Annotated in this window: 19 protein-coding genes and 1 pseudogene; 19 read left to right on the top strand and 1 reads right to left on the bottom strand. The window is 36.2% G+C overall.

Annotated features, from left to right (window positions below; all coding sequences use genetic code 11):
• Nucleotides 1–1,041: pseudogene (locus tag DFR80_RS09905) on the top strand (transketolase); the annotation flags it as partial.
• Between the two features lie 141 nt (nt 1,042–1,182).
• Here DFR80_RS09905 and DFR80_RS09900 read toward each other — a convergent pair.
• Nucleotides 1,183–1,611: a divergent PAP2 family protein gene (locus DFR80_RS09900; protein WP_114489896.1), complete on the bottom strand. Its 429-nt coding sequence runs from the start codon at nt 1,609–1,611 to the stop codon at nt 1,183–1,185.
• Nucleotides 1,612–1,741: 130 nt separating this feature from the next.
• Here DFR80_RS09900 and DFR80_RS09895 point away from each other — a divergent pair, with 130 nt between their 5' ends.
• The 18 genes from DFR80_RS09895 to minD all read left to right on the top strand — a co-directional run bounded on the left by DFR80_RS09895 (nt 1,742) and on the right by minD (nt 17,167).
• Nucleotides 1,742–3,067: a folylpolyglutamate synthase/dihydrofolate synthase family protein gene (locus DFR80_RS09895; RefSeq protein WP_114489895.1), complete on the top strand. Its 1,326-nt coding sequence runs from the start codon at nt 1,742–1,744 to the stop codon at nt 3,065–3,067.
• Nucleotides 3,060–3,644, top strand: coding sequence for an SPOR domain-containing protein (locus DFR80_RS09890; RefSeq protein WP_076545245.1), 585 nt, complete (start codon nt 3,060–3,062; stop codon nt 3,642–3,644). The genes DFR80_RS09895 and DFR80_RS09890 overlap by 8 nt, the downstream gene beginning before the upstream one ends.
• A 142-nt stretch (nt 3,645–3,786) precedes the next feature.
• Nucleotides 3,787–5,112, top strand: coding sequence for an electron transport complex subunit RsxC (gene rsxC, locus DFR80_RS09885; RefSeq protein ID WP_114489894.1), 1,326 nt, complete (start codon nt 3,787–3,789; stop codon nt 5,110–5,112).
• Nucleotides 5,113–5,127: 15 nt separating this feature from the next.
• Complete coding sequence (locus DFR80_RS09880) at nt 5,128–6,036, top strand: RnfABCDGE type electron transport complex subunit D (RefSeq protein WP_114489893.1); 909 nt, start codon at nt 5,128–5,130, stop codon at nt 6,034–6,036.
• Entirely contained in the window at nt 6,037–6,597 is a 561-nt protein-coding gene (locus DFR80_RS09875; protein WP_076545242.1) for an RnfABCDGE type electron transport complex subunit G, read from the top strand.
• Nucleotides 6,597–7,205: an electron transport complex subunit RsxE gene (gene rsxE, locus DFR80_RS09870; protein ID WP_076545241.1), complete on the top strand. Its 609-nt coding sequence runs from the start codon at nt 6,597–6,599 to the stop codon at nt 7,203–7,205. Before DFR80_RS09875 ends, rsxE begins: the two co-directional genes overlap by 1 nt.
• Nucleotides 7,205–7,795, top strand: a complete 591-nt coding sequence (gene rsxA, locus DFR80_RS09865) for an electron transport complex subunit RsxA (RefSeq protein WP_076545240.1) — start codon at nt 7,205–7,207, stop codon at nt 7,793–7,795. Before rsxE ends, rsxA begins: the two co-directional genes overlap by 1 nt.
• Nucleotides 7,796–7,815: 20 nt before the next feature.
• Nucleotides 7,816–8,808: an RnfABCDGE type electron transport complex subunit B gene (locus DFR80_RS09860; protein ID WP_076545239.1), complete on the top strand. Its 993-nt coding sequence runs from the start codon at nt 7,816–7,818 to the stop codon at nt 8,806–8,808.
• A 133-nt stretch (nt 8,809–8,941) separates the two neighbouring features.
• On the top strand, nt 8,942–9,352 hold the full coding sequence (locus DFR80_RS09855; protein WP_114489892.1) for a NusG domain II-containing protein: 411 nt from the start codon (nt 8,942–8,944) through the stop codon (nt 9,350–9,352).
• Nucleotide 9,353: 1 nt separating this feature from the next.
• Complete coding sequence (locus DFR80_RS09850; protein ID WP_076545237.1) at nt 9,354–9,893, top strand: Gx transporter family protein; 540 nt, start codon at nt 9,354–9,356, stop codon at nt 9,891–9,893.
• The gene (locus DFR80_RS09845; RefSeq protein WP_076545236.1) at nt 9,874–10,479 is read left to right on the top strand and encodes a nucleoside triphosphate pyrophosphatase; all 606 of its coding nucleotides are present in this window, start codon (nt 9,874–9,876) and stop codon (nt 10,477–10,479) included. The genes DFR80_RS09850 and DFR80_RS09845 overlap by 20 nt, the downstream gene beginning before the upstream one ends.
• Nucleotides 10,480–10,499: 20 nt before the next feature.
• A complete protein-coding gene (gene radC / locus DFR80_RS09840) occupies nt 10,500–11,195 on the top strand; it encodes a DNA repair protein RadC (RefSeq protein WP_076545235.1) in 696 nt (231 codons plus the stop codon).
• Nucleotides 11,196–11,257: 62 nt separating this feature from the next.
• Nucleotides 11,258–12,298, top strand: a complete 1,041-nt coding sequence (locus DFR80_RS09835) for a rod shape-determining protein (protein WP_076545234.1) — start codon at nt 11,258–11,260, stop codon at nt 12,296–12,298.
• A gap of 12 nt (nt 12,299–12,310) precedes the next feature.
• Nucleotides 12,311–13,222 (top strand): rod shape-determining protein MreC, encoded by a 912-nt coding sequence (mreC, locus tag DFR80_RS09830; RefSeq protein WP_076545233.1) that lies wholly within the window; start codon nt 12,311–12,313, stop codon nt 13,220–13,222.
• 39 nt (nt 13,223–13,261) lie between these two features.
• Nucleotides 13,262–13,759 (top strand): rod shape-determining protein MreD, encoded by a 498-nt coding sequence (mreD, locus tag DFR80_RS09825; RefSeq protein WP_076545232.1) that lies wholly within the window; start codon nt 13,262–13,264, stop codon nt 13,757–13,759.
• The gene (gene mrdA / locus DFR80_RS09820; RefSeq protein ID WP_076545231.1) at nt 13,746–15,632 is read left to right on the top strand and encodes a penicillin-binding protein 2; all 1,887 of its coding nucleotides are present in this window, start codon (nt 13,746–13,748) and stop codon (nt 15,630–15,632) included. The genes mreD and mrdA overlap by 14 nt, the downstream gene beginning before the upstream one ends.
• A gap of 111 nt (nt 15,633–15,743) precedes the next feature.
• Nucleotides 15,744–16,349, top strand: coding sequence for a septum site-determining protein MinC (gene minC, locus DFR80_RS09815; protein ID WP_076545230.1), 606 nt, complete (start codon nt 15,744–15,746; stop codon nt 16,347–16,349).
• A gap of 23 nt (nt 16,350–16,372) precedes the next feature.
• Nucleotides 16,373–17,167 (top strand): septum site-determining protein MinD, encoded by a 795-nt coding sequence (minD, locus tag DFR80_RS09810; RefSeq protein ID WP_076545229.1) that lies wholly within the window; start codon nt 16,373–16,375, stop codon nt 17,165–17,167.
• The last annotated feature ends 4 nt before the right edge of the window (nt 17,168–17,171 follow it).

Here is a 17,171-nt window from a genome sequence, read left to right as displayed (position 1 = left end):
AAAGAATTTAAGGCCTGGGCAGAAGCCAATCCTGAGCTAAAAAAACAGTGGGAGCAGGCAATGAGCTTAAAACTGCCGGTAGATTTAAAAGAAGAAATTATGGATTTAGAAATAGAAGCTCCGATAGCAACCAGAAAATCAGCTGGAGCAGCCTTAGCTAAAGCTTTCGAAATAGTACCCTATTTGGTAGGTGGTTCAGCAGATTTAGCACCTTCAACTAAGACCTATAACGGAGAATATGGAGAGGTGCAGAAAGGAGACTACTCCGGCCGCAACCTGCGCTTTGGGGTTAGAGAACACGCGATGGGAGCAGTTGTTAATGGTATTTCCCTGCATCAGGGTTTTAGACCATTTGCAGCAACCTTCTTAGTTTTTTCTGACTATATGCGCCCGGCAATCAGACTGGCAGCTTTAATGAAACAGCCTGTAATCTATGTCTTTACCCATGATTCCATCTTTGTTGGTGAAGATGGACCGACCCACCAGCCGGTAGAACATGTTGAAGCACTAAGAATTATACCGGGACTAAAAGTATTAAGACCGGGAGATGAAGAAGAGGCCAAAGCTGCCTGGGTAGAAGCATTAGAGACAACAGATCAGCCGACAGCTTTAATTTTAACCAGACAGAACTTAGAGCATATTCAAAAATATCAGGGTCTTGATAACTTCAATAATGGCGGTTATTTTGTCAGCAGTCCAGTAGAGGCAGATACTATGATTTTTGCCAGCGGTAGTGAGGTTAATCTGGCCGAAGAGAGTGCCAAATTATTAGCGGAAAAAGGTATCAAAGCGGCAGTAGTATCAGTACCGGAGAGAAGAAAGTTCGAAAAATATGCAGCAGAACACAAACTGCCAGAAGTTAAATTAAGAGTTGCCATAGAAGCAGGAGTAACAGATGGCTGGTACAGGCTTGTTGGCAGAGATGGCCTGGTTATCGGACTTGATCGCTTTGGTTTAAGCGGCAAAGGTCAGGAAGTAGGAGAAGAATTAGGTTTTAAGGCAGAAAAAGTTGCAGCCAAGATTGAAGCTGCTTTAGAATAAATCTAATCTGCTTTTAAAAAAATATATTAAATCGGGATTAAAAATGATAAAATCCGTCCAGCATCGATCAGTTTAATGATCAGTTGGACGGATTTTTATTCTTTTAGCTCTATTTTGATTTTAAAAAGTATTTAAAATTTATTAAATATAGTACCAGTTTGCCAGAGCAATGATTGCTCCCAGCAGAACACCTGCAAATACTTCAAATGGTGTATGGCCGATTAATTCTTTTAAATCTTCTTTGATTAACTGTTTATCATTAGCAAAACTTTTATCTTCAAGATGTTTAATCAGATTATTTAAAACATTAGCCTGCTGTCCTACAGCACGACGAACACCGCTGGCATCGTAGGTGACAATCAAAGAAAAAACAGTCACTATTGCAAATAAGTCAGAACTAAATCCATATTTTAATCCAACTGTGATTGCCAGAGAAGAAACAAAAGATGAGTGAGAACTGGGCATTCCTCCAGAAGTAAAAAAAGTATAAAAATTCATTGGCCTGATAAAAAATATTTTTAAAAATTGAGCTGCAAAAAGTGAAAATAAAGAAACCTCCAGTAATGACATATAATCTCCCCCATATATTTGGATATTATTTTTTGTTCTTTTTCTTCTTTTTGTGTATAATAATAATAGTGCTTTAATATATTTTAACTTATATTTGCTATTTAATGCAAATAAAGGACTGGAGGAAATTATGGACCCATTTAAATATATAAATTCATTATCATTATTTGGAACAGAATCCGGTTATAATCCCGGTCTGGATAGGATAAAAAGTTTACTTGATTATTTAGGTAATCCCCATCAGAATCTAAATATAATTCATATTGCAGGAACCAATGGTAAAGGTTCAACTGCAGCTATTTTAGAAAGAATTTACAGAGAAGCAGGGTATAAAACTGCACTCTATAGTTCTCCTCATTTTTTTCATTTTAATGAAAGGATAAAAATTAAAGGGAAGGCCTGTTCAACTTATGAACTGGCCGAGATTATTAGTGAAGTAAAGAAAGCTGCAGAAAAGTTGAAAAAAGACTGTTTTATAGAAGCCAGTTTTTTTGAAATTGTGACAGCGATTGCTTTTAAATATTTTAAACAGCATGAGGCAGAAATTGTAATTTTGGAAACTGGCCTGGGGGGCAGGCTTGATGCAACAAATATTATTGAGAAACCACTTTTGTCACTTATAACTAATATCAGCCTGGAACACAGAGAATTTTTAGGGGATACAATTGCAGAAATAGCAGCAGAAAAAGCAGGAATTATTAAAGCAAACTCTAAAGTCATTACTGCTGTTAGTCAGCCAGAAGCTCTTAAAGTAATTGCAGCAAAAGCAAAAGCAGAAAATTCCACTTTTATTAGTTTAGATGAGGAATATCAGCTGATCAAAAGCAAAGGTGGTTTAAAAGAAAACATAATCACTTTAAAAAGGAATGGAATCAGTGAAGAATACAAACTTTCTTTATTGGGTGAGCATCAGGCTCGTAATACTGCTCTGGCTCTGCTGGCTGTAAATGAACTAACTTTGGATTTTGAAATAGACAGAGAAGATATTACAAAAGCTCTGAATGATATTTACTGGCCTGGAAGAATGGAAAAAATTTCTGAAAAACCACTTATTATTCTGGATGGAGCTCATAACCCGGCTGCTTTTAAAGAACTGCTTAAAAATATCAGTCATTCTGATTCTGAATTTAATAATTTACATTTTGTTTTATCAGTGCTTAAAGATAAAGATCTCGATGCAATTTTAGATGAATTTATTTATTTTAATATCAGTCCTGAGTTTTATCTAGCAGAAAATAATTCTTTTAGAACAATAAAAATTAAGGATTTAATTGCAAGTATAAAAGCAAAAGGATTTGAATATCAGAGTTATAATAATTTAATAAAGGCCAGTCAGGCTGCTTTAAAGAAAGCTGAGTTAGACGACTTAATAGTTGCGGCTGGCTCGTTCAATACAGTTTTTGAAGCTGGAATTGAATTTATGTCAAAAAATATTAGAGGTGGAGAAAATGAATAAAAATGAAAAAGGATTTTCTTTAGTTGTGGTAGTTATTTTTATGTCAATAGCTGCTTTATTTATTGGTTATTTAATGGGTAGTTATTTAATTTCTTTTCTGGTAGAAGAAGACTCTACAGATATGGCAGATCAGGAGCAGAACTCAGCTGCCGTCAGTCAACAGCTTCCAGAAAGAAGTGAGGAGAAAGCTGAAGAAACAAATAATAATAAAAATAATCTTACTGCCCCCAGTGAAGAAGAATTAAAGATTGCACCTAATCAGAAAAGTCAAAATGAAACCGAATCAGACTCTGCTTCAGAAAATAATCGAGAAGAAACAACAATCAATAACAGTGATTCTGCTCAAAATGAAGAGACAACAGCTGGTTTTGGAGTCCAGATTGGAGCTTTTTCAAATTATAATAATGCTCTTTCTGTAAAGGAAACTGTTACAGAAATGGGTTACAGAGTTGTAATTACAGATTCTAGCCCGCATCAGGTTCAGGTAGTTGGCTATGAAAGCAGAGCTGAAGCTGAATCAGCAGCGGCAGACCTGGAAAAAGAAGGTTATGCTGGATTCATAGTCATTCGTGAATAAAATCTTTTTCTCAAATAGTGTTGTTCTTATTTAACAATTGGTATATAATAATTTATGGTTTGCATTCTAAATCAAAATTTATAGTAAAAATTTCCATTATAAATTTTCTTAGAAAAAAATATATAAGGGGTGAAATTATATAGTGAAGGCTTTGACTTTTAAACAGGGTATACATCCTGAATATAATAAAGATTTAACCAAGGATAAACCCTTAAAAAATGCTAAACGTCCTGAGGAAGTAATTATTCCTTTAAAGCAGCACATAGGTGCACCACTAAAAGCGCTTGTCAAAAAAGGCGATCAGGTAGATCTTGGACAAAAAATTGCTGATAGTGATAGTTTTGTCTGTGCTCCTATTCATGCTTCTGTTTCCGGGACTGTAAAAGAAATTAGAAAAGTAACAGATCCAGGTGGAAATATTGTTGATGCTGTAGTTATTGAAGCTGCAGAAGAAGACAAGCTTAATTCTGGATTGGAAAAACATGATAGTTTAGATCAACTTGATTCAGCTTCCATTAGAAAAATTATCAGAGAGGCAGGAATAGTGGGTATGGGAGGAGCAATGTTTCCAACCCATGTTAAGGTTTCAATACCGGATGATAAAGAGGTTGATTATGTAATTTTAAATGGAGCAGAATGCGAACCTTATCTGACAGTTGATCATCGAGTGATGGTAGAAAGACCAAAGAGTATAGTTTTTGGTTTAAAAGCTTTAATGAAAGCAGCAGATGCTCCAAAGGGTATTATTGGAATTGAAGAAAACAAACCTGAGGCAATAGAAAGTATGCAGGATGCTGTTGCTGAGGAAAATAATATTGAAGTTCAGACATTAGAAACAAAATATCCACAGGGTGGAGAAAAAATGTTGATTGAGGCAATACTCGGAAGAGAAGTTCCTGCTGGCGGCCTGCCGCTAGATGTTGGTGTTGTTGTAAATAATACCTCAACAGCAGCAGCGGTTGCTGATGCAATTAGAGATGGAAAACCACTTTACGAAAGATCCATTTCAATTACAGGTAGAGGGATTAACTCTCCTCAGAATTTAATTTATCGGATTGGCACAAATATTGGTGATCTGGTTGAAGAGGCCGGCGGCTTAAAAGAAGATGCTGCAAAAGTAATAACAGGTGGACCAATGATGGGGGCTGCTCAGAAGCATTTAAATGTTCCCGGTGTTAAAGGTACATCAGGTATTCTTGTTTTAGTTAGAAAAGAGGTAGAAAATTACGAACCATCTCCCTGTATTAACTGTGCTAAATGTGTAGATGCCTGTCCGATGTTTTTGATGCCAACACAATTGGTTAATTATGCCAAAAATGATATGGTAGATGAACTGGAAGAATGGCAGGTTTTAAGCTGTATCGAGTGTGGTTCCTGTTCTTTTGTCTGCCCGGCTAAAATACCTCTGGTACATCATCTGCGTCTTGGTAAGGCACAGGTTATGGCGAAAAAAAGAGAAGAGAATTAAGGAGGATAATCAATAATGAATAATGAACTAATTGTAACATCCTCACCACATGTCAGAGCCCGTGATTCAGTTCAAAAAATCATGTGGTCAGTTGTTATTGCTCTGCTGCCAGCAGTTTTTGCTGCTGTTTATTTCTTTAAAGCAAGAGCAATTTCAGTAATTCTGGCAGCTGTTGCTGGTGCGGTTTTAACAGAATACATATTTCAAAAAATAAGAAAGAAACAAATTACTCTAAAAGATGGGAGCGCAGTAGTAACCGGATTACTGCTGGCACTTACTTTACCACCTGCTATTCCACTCTGGACAGCTTTTTTTGGTTCAGTAGTAGCGATTGGACTGGGAAAACAGGTTTTTGGTGGGATAGGTCAAAACCCATTTAATCCAGCTTTAGTCGGAAGAGCTTTTTTAACAGCTGCCTATCCAGTTTTAATGACCACCTGGACTGTAGATGGTGTTTCTTCTGCAACTCCTTTGAGTCAGATGAAAATGGATGGTATTTCTACAGACTCCTGGAATCTTTTTGTGGGTCAGATTGCTGGTTCTTTAGGAGAAACATCAGCTCTGGCACTTTTGCTGGGTTTTGCTTATTTATTATATAAGGGTTATGTTAACTGGAGAATTCCACTGGCAATGGTTGGAACTGTATTTCTAGGTAGCTTTGCTTTTGGAGCAGATCCAATTTTTCATCTTTTTGCAGGTGGATTGATGTTAGGTGCTTTATTTATGGCAACTGATATGGTTTCCAGCCCGACTACAAAGCTGGGGCGCTGGATATTTGGTCTTGGTGCAGGGCTTTTAGTTGTAATTATTAGACTCTGGGGTGGATATCCTGAGGGTGTAATGTACAGTATTTTATTAATGAACACAGCAGTACCATTAATCAATAGATATACCAGACCTCGCAGTTTGGGAGAGGTGAGATAAATGGAAAAAAATAGTACAAGAAATTTGATTCTTACTCTTGCTGCAATTGGTATTATATCAGCACTGCTTTTAACTTTTGTTTATGAGTGGACAACTCCCTATATTCAGGCCAATCAGGCTAAAGCTCAAAAACAGGCAATAAACGAAGTTTTACCAAATGTGGAAGAGGTAGAAGAAGTAGAGAAAAACGGAAATGTATTTTATGAAGGCTATGATAACAATGGTAACCGGATAGGTGTTGCATTTAAGAACAGCGGTGGTGGTTACAATGGTATGATTGAGGTTATGATTGGCGTGGATCTCAATAATGAAAAAATCTATAAGATTAGTGTTTTAAATCATCAGGAAACTCCTGGACTTGGAGCCAGAATAACTGAAGATGATTTTAAATCTAATTTTGTCAACAAACCTTTTGGAGATTATACAGTTGTAAAAAAACCTCCTACAGAAGATACACAGGTGGAAGCTATTGCCGGAGCAACAATTTCTTCCGAAAGTATTACTAAAGTGATTGAAAATGGTCTTGATAAAATAACTGAAGCATATGGAGGTGGGAATTAATGTCTTTAGATTTAAAACAGATTGTTTCAGATTTTAAAAATGGTCTCTGGGCAGAAAACCCAATTATTCGTCTGGTAATTGGTATGTGTCCGACTCTCGCCGTAACTAATACAACAGAAAATGGTTTAGCTATGGGGCTGGCAACATCTTTTGTTCTAGTTTCTTCAGAAATTGTAATATCTTTAATTAAAAAATTAATTCCAGCCAATGTTAGAATACCAAGTTACATATTAATTATTGCAACTTTTGTAACCTTTGTGGATTACTTTTTGAAGGCGTTTTTTCCTGGAATAGCTGCTTCATTAAGTATTTTTATTCCACTTATAGTGGTAAACTGTCTAATTTTAGGCCGTCAGGAAGCCTTTGCTTCTAAACATTCAACTCCAAGAGCGATAGCCGATGGAATTGGAATGGGGCTTGGCTTTACCTGGGTACTTGTTCTGCTGGGAGCAATTAGAGAATTATTTGGTATGGGTTCCATTTTTGGTTTTACTCTCTTAGGAGAATGGTATCGTCCCATGGTAATTATGGTACTTCCTGCTGGAGCTTTTATCACCCTGGGAATTTTAGTTGGAATTATGAATCAGATCAGCAGGGAGGGTAAATAATGGAAGAATTCACACAGATATTATTATTATTTATTAGTACTGTTTTAATTAATAATTTTATATTAGTTAGGTTTTTAGGGATCTGTCCCTTCTTAGGTGTATCAAAACAGGTTGAAACAGCATTCAGTATGGGATTGGCAACAACATTTGTTATGACTTTAACTGCTGCTGCAACCTGGTTAATTAATACTTTTATTTTAGAAGCATTTAACTTACCATTTTTGCAGTATGTCTCATTTATTATTGTAATTGCTTCTCTGGTTCAATTTGTAGAAATGTTTATTAAAAAAACAAGTCCGGTTTTATATAAAGCACTGGGAATTTTTCTGCCTTTGATTACAACCAACTGTGCAATTATGGGTCTGGCTTTACTGATTCCTCTCAATGGGTACAGTTTTATTGCCAGTGTAGTCTTTGGCTTTGGTGCCGGGGTTGGTTTTACTCTGGCTATTGTATTAATGGCAGGATTAAGAGAAAAACTAGAATTTGGCGATGTGCCGGGAGTACTAAAAGGTGTGCCGGTTACCCTGATCATTGCGGGTATTATGGCTATGGCTTTTATGGGCTTTTCCGGTCTCATCTCAATGTAGTGGAGGTGGCAGTAAATTAAATGAATCCAACATATTTATATTCGTTAATTAGTATGGGGGGGATTGCAGCTTTTTTAGCAGCTGGCTTAGGTTTTGCCTCTGAGCATTTCAAAGTTGAGCAGGATCCCAGAGTCGGTAAAGTCGAAGATGCGCTTCCCGGTGCTAACTGTGGAGCCTGTGGTTATGCAGGTTGTGAAGCTTTTGCAGAAGCGGTAGTCAATGGAGAAGCTCCTGTAGGAGGCTGTCCTGTTGGTGGAGATAAAGTAGCATCTGATATCGCTGATATTATGGGTGCCGATGCAGGTAGTTCTGATAAAGTAGTTGCTGAATTATTATGTGGTGGTGGTATCAAAGAAACGACTAAATCCGGGAAATACCAGGGCATTGAGACCTGTAAGGCTGCTCATTCAGTTAATGGTGGCGAAAAAGAGTGTCAGTACAGCTGTCTAGGTTTTGGTGACTGCGAAGTTGTCTGTCCCTTTGATGCTATTGAAATGAGTGAGAACGGTTTACCACAGATAAATTATGATAAATGTACGGGCTGTGGAAAATGTGTAGAAGAATGTCCTCGTAATGTTCTGATGCTGGCACCATTATCAGGACAAACTCACATTAGATGTTCCTCCCATAATACAGGGAAAATTGTCCGTAAAACATGTGAAGTTGGTTGTATTGGCTGCAGCCTCTGTGCAAAAGTTTGTCCGGTTGATGCAATCGAAATGAAAGATAATCTGGCAGTTATTGATTATGAAAAATGTGTTAACTGTGGTAAATGTGCAGAGAAATGTCCTACAGGAACAATTGAGTTCCAGGGAAGATGGATCGAAAAAGTCGAAATCAATGATAAATGTGTCGGCTGTACACTCTGTGCTAAAGCATGTCCTGTTGATTGTATAGATGGAGAAGTCAAAAAACTGCACGAAATTGATCAGGAGAGATGTATTCAGTGTGGACTCTGTTATGAAGCCTGTAATGTTGATGCAGTTGATATATTTTATAAAGATGAAAATTAATAGCTGAGTACTTTTAAACCCGTCCTTTTAAAAGGGCGGGTTTTTTGATAGTGCTCATAGTGTGGACATCAGAGGTGAAAGATGTTAAAATATATAGTAATGGTAGTAAAATAGAAATTAGTGGTGAATTTAATTGAAAATAACAGATATTTTAACATTATATGATAAAATTTTAATTGGCTTCGTAATAATTTTAAGTCTCGTTTTATTATTAATTCCTTTTTATTTTTTTGGCGGCTCGGCTGAAGGTGAAGAATTAATTCTAAGGGTTCAGCAGGGAGATGAATTGATAAAAATTGTGGCAGTGGCAGATAGTTACCAGGAGCCAATAATTTTTAAAGTGCAGGGTCCAATTGGAGTTCATACGATAGAGGTTAATCAGGGTCGGGTCAGAGTCAAGGAAGCTCCAGCAGATGATCCACTTAAAATCTGTGAAAAAACGGGCTGGATAGATAGAGAGGGTCCAATTATTGTTTGTGTACCTAATTCATTGAGTCTCTGGCTGGAAAGTACAAACTCAGATATAGACGGAATGAGCTGGTAGGATGAAAAAAACAAAAAAAATTGTAGTAATTTCATTATTAATTTCGCTGGGATTAGTTTTACATCTAGTTGAGAGTTTTTTTCCACTTTCAGCAGTTGTGCCAGGAGCAAAACTTGGTCTGGCTAATATTGTATCTTTAATTGCGATTTCTTTACTTGGTTTTGGTGCTGCTTTTCAGGTTGTGATCTTTAGAGTTGTTCTCGGTTCTCTACTTGCAGGGACTTTTATGACAATTAACTTTTATCTTAGCTTTAGTGGGGGTATTTTAAGTTTTCTTTTAATGTATCTTGCCTATTATTTTTTAAAAGATTATTTTTCTTTGATTGGAATCAGTATAATTGGAGCTGTTGCACATAATACGGCTCAAATTACTGCTGCTTATTTTATTATTGCTAATCGAGGAATATTTTATTATCTTCCATTTTTAGTTCTTTTAGCTCTGCCTACTGGCTTAGGAGTAGGCCTGGTCAGCTTTTTTACTCTTAAACATTTACCGTACTCAATTACTGGGGGTAATTTTAATGATAAAAAAAGCAAATAATATAAAAAGTGATCTTAAATTGGTTTTAGCATCAACCTCTCCCCGGAGAGAAGAAATTTTAACTCAATTAAATTTAAAGTTTACTATTGTACCTTCAAAAATTGATGAATCTAATTTTGATTACAGCAATCCAGTGGAGCTGGTAAAAGTTCTGGCAGAAGAAAAGGCCAGTTCAGTTTCCCAGCTGGTAGAGGATGCAATTATTATTGCTGCTGATACAGTAGTGGTACATAATGAACAAATTCTCGGTAAACCGAACAGTAAATATGATGCAAAAAAAATGCTGAAAAGACTAAGTTCAGATCAACATCAGGTTATAACCGGGGTGGCTGTTTTAAATTCACGTACTGGTGAGAGTTATATTGATTATAATATAACTGAGGTTAAAATGACTTCTTTAACTGAAAATGAAATAAATAATTATGTAGAAACGGGAGAACCTTTGGATAAGGCTGGGGCTTATGCAATTCAGGGTTTTGGCGGACTTTTTATTGAAGAAATAAAAGGGTCCTATTATTCGGTGATGGGACTGCCTATTCATCAGCTTGCTAAATTACTGGAAAAATTTAATTATGGAATCCTATAGGAGAAAGGAGTTTATTTTTGATGGAAGGTCTACAGACCAATTTTACCATCAAAGAACTACCAGCAGAGGAGAGACCGAGAGAGAAATTATTAAAAAAAGGAAGTAAATATTTATCAACTTCAGAACTGCTGGCTTTAATTATCAGGACTGGCAATAAGGAGAGGACTGCTGTAGAACTAGCTCAGGACCTATTGAGTTTTTATGGGGGACTGGAGGGGCTGTTGGATTTAAGCTGTGAGGAACTACAAAAAATTAATGGTATTGGCACTGCCAAAGCTGCTCAGATTAATGCTGTGACTGAACTCAGCCGTAGAATATCTGCTTTAAAAAATCAAAAAAGAGATCTGGTAAGCAACCCGATTCAGGCTGCGGAACTTTTGGCTGGAGAAATGCGTTTTTTAAAACAGGAAGTATTGCGTGTTATTTTACTTGATGTCAAAAATAAAGTGATAGCTGTTCCTGAGATTTCGAGGGGGGGACTTTCAAGTTCCATCGTTCATCCGCGAGAAGTTTTTAAAGAGGCGATTAGACGCAGCAGTGCGGCTATGATTTTAGTTCATAATCATCCCAGCGGTGACCCAAGCCCAAGTGCCGATGATATCAGTATTACCAAAAAACTGGTAAAAACAGGAAAGATAATTGGGATAGAGGTCATGGATCATATAATTATTGCTGGAGATAAATATTTAAGTTTTAAAGAGAAAGCTTTGTTTTAATTTTGAATTTATTTTATTAATTTTAGTCTATTTTTATATAATTTGAAAGGGGTTTTAAGTAAATGGTTTTTAAATTTTTAAGTGCACCATTCTCAAGGGATATGGGTGTAGACCTTGGGACAGCAAATACACTGGTTTATATCAAAGGTAAAGGGATTTTAATTAGAGAACCTTCTGTGGTAGCTCTAAAAAAAGATAAGCAGGAAGTACTTGCTGTTGGTGATGAAGCAAAGAGGATGATTGGTAGAACACCTGGTAATATTATTGCAGTAAGACCAATGAAGGATGGGGTTATTGCAGATTTTGATGTAACTGAATCAATGCTTCGTTATTTTATAACTAAGGCTCATAAAAGAAGTAGGATGGTCAGGCCAAGAATAATTATCTGTGTACCTTCTGGTGTAACTGAGGTTGAAAAACGAGCGGTAATTGATGCTGCAGTTCATGCCGGAGCCAGAGAAGCATATTTAATCGAAGAACCTATGGCGGCAGCAATTGGAGCTGGGTTACCGGTACATGAACCAACAGGTAATATGATTGTTGATATTGGGGGAGGAACTACCGAAGTTGCAGTTATTTCTCTGGGAGGAATTGTTACCAGTCGCTCAATCAGAATCGGTGGAGATGATATGGATGCTGCAATTGTTCAGTATGTTAAGAGAAAGTATAACCTGATGATTGGCGAAAGAACAGCTGAAGAAATTAAAATTGAGATTGGTGCTGCTTTTAGTGATAATCCTGAAGGAGTAAAAGAAATCAGAGGGCGGGACTTAGTTAGTGGTCTGCCTAAAACTATAGAAATTAATGGGGCGGAAATTCAAAAAGCTCTGGAAGAACCGGTTGTTAATATCATTGATGCAGTTAAAATGACACTAGAAAAAACACCACCTGAGCTTGCTTCTGATGTAATGGATCGTGGTATTATCTTAACTGGTGGAGGTGCTTTATTACAGGGTCTTGATAAATTACTGATTGATGAGACTCAGATGCCTGTACATATTGCAGATGAGCCTCTGGATTGTGTTGCAAAAGGAACCGGTATTGCTTTAGAAGAAATTGATTCTTTGAAAAAGATCTTAATTACACCCAAAAAACTATCATAGGGGGTGTACCTGTTGTTTAATTTTAACAGGAATACTTTAATTGCAGCAGTTTTAATTATTATTTTAATTTTCTTATTTTCTTTTCTTTATTTTAATGAACTCCAATTTTCTTTTATTAGCTGGTTAAGTGATATTATCTATAATACAATTACTCCTATTCTTAATGTGGTCCATCATCTGGTAGAAACCATACAAAGTTATTTTACCACTTTATTTTCAATTGATGAAATAAATCAGGAAATAAAAAATCTGCGTCAGAAAAACGGTACTCTGGAAAGGCAGATACTTTTTTTGGAAAACATAAATAGAGAAAATAAACGTTTACGAGAACTGCTTGGTTTTAGTGAAAAAGTAGATTATCAGATGCAGGGAGCGGAAGTGATTGCAAACTCTCCTTCAATCTGGGAAAAAACTATAACTATTAATCGCGGCAGTAGTGATGGATTAAAAGAAAGAATGCCTGTTATTAGCTATCAGGGCTATCTGGTCGGCAGAATAGATCATCTGGGCAGTCATTCCGCTCAGGTTAGATTAATTACTGATCAGGACTTCGTAGTTGGAGGGATTATCGCCAGAACAGAATCCAGAGAAATAGGTCTGGTGAGAGGTAGTGGTCGTGATGATCAACCCAATATAATGGATAATATAGCCTGGGATGCTGATCTAGAAATCGGTGATATTGTATTAAGTTCAGGTTTGTCAAATAATTTTCCTTCCGGTTTGAAAATAGGTGAGGTTATAGAAGTTGAAACTGATAATTATGGACTTTCCCAGAAAGCTGAGATAAATTTATTTATCAATGATATTACTCTGGAAGAAGTAATGGTAATTAAAAATTTTGATCAGAAAGCCAGCAGTGAAGCTAAGGTTCAGGAAAATGAATCAATTGAGGAAAGTGAAAAAGATGAGAATATTACAAGCTAAAAAAATTAAAGCCACTAATTTGATAATGGAGAGTTTAAATTGAAGAAATATCTTTTTAATATTTTAATATTAGTCATTCTTTTGATCTGTCAGCTAACTATAGCTATCATTTTCCCATCTTTAAAACTGGTACCGGATTTTATTTTAATCTATATTGTAATTAGAGCTATAATTTTTGGTGCAAAAGATGCTATGATTTATGGGGCCATTGGTGGTATTTTTCAGGATGTTTTTTTAACATCTTTTATTGGCTTTTTTACACCGGTTAAAACTGCTGTTGCTTTTCTGGCAGCATTATTATCAGGACGTTTTTTTCCGGAAAACTTATTAATTCCACCCCTGGGAGTATTTATGGCAACGGTGGTTCACGAATTATTATATCTGCTGCTAAAAGAAAATTACTTATTTACTGCTAATTATCTTGTTTTGCTTAAAGAAATAATTTTACCTTTAGCTGCTTTAAATGCCCTGATAACTTTTTTTGTCTACTTAATATATTTTCTCTGGGGAAGGTGGGATTTGAGTGGACAGGCATAAAATTTTAAGAGTAGTTATTTTAGTTATTATTATTATTTTAATGTCCAGAGCCGCTTATCTCCAGCTGGCACGTGGAGATTATTATTATCAACTTTCGGAAGGTAATAGAATTTCTGTAAGACCAATCAATGCCCCAAGAGGTAGAATTTATGACCGGCGGGGAGAAATTATTGTTTCTAACAGACTTACCTATAATTTATATTTGATGCAGAATGAAATCCCGCCTGATAGATCAACAAAAGAAATTCTTACTAAACTTTCAGGTTTAAGCAGTCTGGCCGAATCACGTCTCATTTCGAATTATAATAATGCTGAGGCTGATACAGCTGTAGATCCTATTCTTCTGGCTCGCCATTTGAGTAAAGAAGATATGGTAATTATAGCAGAAAACAAAGATATTTTACCTGGACTGCTTGTTAAAGAATCTTCAATGCGAGATTATATTTATCCAACAGAACTGGTTCATGCTACTGGTTATACTGGCGAAATTAGTGAGCAGGAACTTATTTCATATAATGAAGCTGGTTATAATTATCGCGGAGGTGATTTTGTTGGTAAGGGTGGGCTGGAAAAAGAATATGAGTTTTATTTAAATGGTGAACGTGGAGCTGAACAGATTGAGGTTAATAGTAGAGGTCAAAAAATTAAGACTATCGGAATTAAAAAGCCTAAACCCGGTAGTGATTTGGTTTTAAATATTGATTTTTCATTACAGAGCTCGGTTGAAAAACTGTTGCAAGAAAATTATCAGAAATTAAGAGAACTGGCAGCAGAGGATGAAGAAAGGTCAATGCCAACTGGAATTGCTGCTGTAGTAATGGATATTGATACAGGTGGTATTTTGAGTAGTGTCAGTTTACCTGATTATAATTTGAATTTATTTGCTAAAGGGATCAGCAGTAGTGATTATCAGGAACTTGTTAATGATCCTTTAAGACCTCTAATTAACAGAACAACAATGACTGCAGTACCTCCGGGTTCAATTTTTAAATTGGTAACTGGAACTGCAGCTATGGAAGAACTTGGAGTAAGGGCCAATACTACTTTTTATGATTCAAATGGAACTTTTTATATTCCAAACTGGTCAAGACCATTTAGAAACTGGAATCCGGTTGGAGAAGGGAAACTTGATTTTGTTAAAGCAATTGCTCGTTCTAATAATATTGTTTTTTATGAGCTTGGTTATGAGTTATACAAGGAATATAACGGCGAAAAACTGGCAGAATATGCACGCAAATATGGGCTGGGAAGTAAAACAGGTATTGATTTACCTTCAGAAAAAAGCGGTCTGGTTCCAGATGACCAGTGGAAAAGAAATCAGCTAAATGTGGGCTGGTATCCAGGTGATTCGGTTAATCTCTCTATTGGGCAGGGAAGTCTGCTGACAACTCCAGTTCAAATTGCTAGTTTAATTTCTGCTGTTGCAGCTGAAGGACTGGCTTATAAACCGCAGCTTGTTAATAAAATAATAAATGCTGATGGCGAAATAGTTAAAGAATTTAATCCAGAAATTAATATTGATTTGCGTAATCAGATTGACAGTAATGTATTTGCGGCACTTAAGCAGGGGATGTATGATGTGGTAAATAAAAGTTATGGTACTGCCTCCAGACATTTTAGTGATTTTCCTTTAACTGTTGCTGGGAAAACTGGTACAGCTCAGACAGGAGCTTCCAATCATGCCTGGTTCGGTGGTTTTGTTCCTTATGATAACCCACAGATTGCCGTAGTAGTATTTATTGAAAATGGAGATTCAAGTGCTTATTCTGTACCAATTGCCAGAGAAATTATGAAATATTACTTTGGTTTAAAAAATCACCATAATAATAACAAAAAAATCTATTATTACAATAGAGAAGATGATATTGAGTAATTATTCTATTATGTTACAGATATATTCTGGAAGTATTTTAAACAGGTTAGGCAGGATTTTTACTTTTATTAAAGAATATATTTAAAAAGTGTTTAACTGAGGAGAGATCTTATGGCTTCTGTATTTTCGTTTCAGGCAGTTTCAGATGGTATAGTGATGAATTTTCGCGATGGCAGTACCTTTGGTAATATCAAAAAGGCTGTTAGTTTTCATGCTGCTGAAGCTTCTGATTTTTTCACAGGTGTTAACCTGTATTTAAATTTGAGTGGACTGGAATTAGCTTTTGAACAGCTGGAAGAATTAATGGAAATTGTAAAAAACTATAATCAGGTTAATAAAATCTATTTTACAGCCCGAAAGATAAAAAAAGATGAAAAAAAGGACGAACAGTATTCAGATGCAGTTATTATTAACAGAACCCTGAGATCAGGTCAGCGTGTCAAACATCAGGCAAATGTTGTCATAGTGGGTGATGTTAATCCTGGAGCGGAAGTCATAGCGGGTGGTGACGTAATTGTCTTTGGGAGATTGAGAGGTGTAGTTCATGCTGGTGCCGGGGGAAGCAAAAATTCTCAGGTTGCAGCTTTAAAACTGAATCCTACTCAATTAAGAATTGCCTCTTTAATAGCTCGTTCACCTGATGACAGTGATAGTTCTAAATTACAGGCAGAAAGAGCGTTTATTGAAAATGATCAGATTATGGTTGAGAAAATTTAGAATAAATTCAGGGGGGATTGAATTTGGCAGGCAAAACAATTGTTATTACTTCAGGTAAAGGTGGAGTGGGTAAAACTACTTCTTCAGCAAATATTGGTACTGCCCTGGCAATGCAGGGAAATAAAGTTTGTCTGATAGATGCTGATATTGGTCTTAGAAATCTGGATGTCGTAATGGGCTTGGAAAATAGAATAGTCTATGATATTGTTGATGTTGTTGAGAACAACTGTCGTCTGGAACAGGCAATGATTAGAGATAAGCGTTATGATGGTCTTTATTTACTTCCTGCAGCCCAGACGCGGGATAAAACTTCAGTAACACCTTTTCAAATGAAGGAATTAATAGAAAAGTTAAAAGAAGATATGGATTTTATAGTTGTTGATTCTCCTGCGGGAATTGAGCAGGGTTTTAAAAACGCAATTTCGGGAGCGGATAGAGCAATTATAGTTACAACTCCCGAAATATCTGCTGTGCGTGATGCCGATCGAATTATTGGGCTGCTGGAAGCAGAAGGTCTGCGTGATCCAGAAGTTATTATCAACCGGATTAGAGCAGATATGGTTGATCGGGGAGATATGATGGGTATTGAAGATATGATAGAAATTCTTGCCATAGATCTAATCGGGATTGTTCCCGAAGATGAAGGAATTGTGGTTTCTACCAATAAAGGAGAGCCAATTGCTTTAAATGATAATGCTAAAGCAGGTCAGGCATATAGAAATATTGCCCGTAGAATTATGGGTGAGGACTTACCAATGATGAAATTGGAAAAAGATAGTTTTATAACTAGATTTAAAAAATTAGTTGGTTTATCTTAATATA

Source organism: Halanaerobium sp. ST460_2HS_T2 (assembly GCF_003337665.1).
GTDB lineage: Bacteria > Bacillota > Halanaerobiia > Halanaerobiales > Halanaerobiaceae > Halanaerobium > Halanaerobium kushneri.
The sequence above is the reverse complement of the archived record's forward strand: the minus strand, read 5'-3'. Positions and strand labels throughout refer to the sequence as shown.

Bases quoted from the DNA above. Each gene is read 5' to 3' on its own strand.
- DFR80_RS09900 (WP_114489896.1), bottom strand. From the start codon at position 1,611: ATGTCATTACTGGAGGTTTCTTTATTTTCACTTTTTGCAGCTCAATTT.
- DFR80_RS09895 (WP_114489895.1), top strand. From the start codon at position 1,742: ATGGACCCATTTAAATATATAAATTCATTATCATTATTTGGAACAGAA.
- DFR80_RS09890 (WP_076545245.1), top strand. From the start codon at position 3,060: ATGAATAAAAATGAAAAAGGATTTTCTTTAGTTGTGGTAGTTATTTTT.
- DFR80_RS09880 (WP_114489893.1), top strand. From the start codon at position 5,128: ATGAATAATGAACTAATTGTAACATCCTCACCACATGTCAGAGCCCGT.
- DFR80_RS09875 (WP_076545242.1), top strand. From the start codon at position 6,037: ATGGAAAAAAATAGTACAAGAAATTTGATTCTTACTCTTGCTGCAATT.
- rsxE (WP_076545241.1), top strand. From the start codon at position 6,597: ATGTCTTTAGATTTAAAACAGATTGTTTCAGATTTTAAAAATGGTCTC.
- rsxA (WP_076545240.1), top strand. From the start codon at position 7,205: ATGGAAGAATTCACACAGATATTATTATTATTTATTAGTACTGTTTTA.
- DFR80_RS09860 (WP_076545239.1), top strand. From the start codon at position 7,816: ATGAATCCAACATATTTATATTCGTTAATTAGTATGGGGGGGATTGCA.
- DFR80_RS09850 (WP_076545237.1), top strand. From the start codon at position 9,354: ATGAAAAAAACAAAAAAAATTGTAGTAATTTCATTATTAATTTCGCTG.
- DFR80_RS09845 (WP_076545236.1), top strand. From the start codon at position 9,874: ATGATAAAAAAAGCAAATAATATAAAAAGTGATCTTAAATTGGTTTTA.
- radC (WP_076545235.1), top strand. From the start codon at position 10,500: ATGGAAGGTCTACAGACCAATTTTACCATCAAAGAACTACCAGCAGAG.
- DFR80_RS09835 (WP_076545234.1), top strand. From the start codon at position 11,258: ATGGTTTTTAAATTTTTAAGTGCACCATTCTCAAGGGATATGGGTGTA.
- minC (WP_076545230.1), top strand. From the start codon at position 15,744: ATGGCTTCTGTATTTTCGTTTCAGGCAGTTTCAGATGGTATAGTGATG.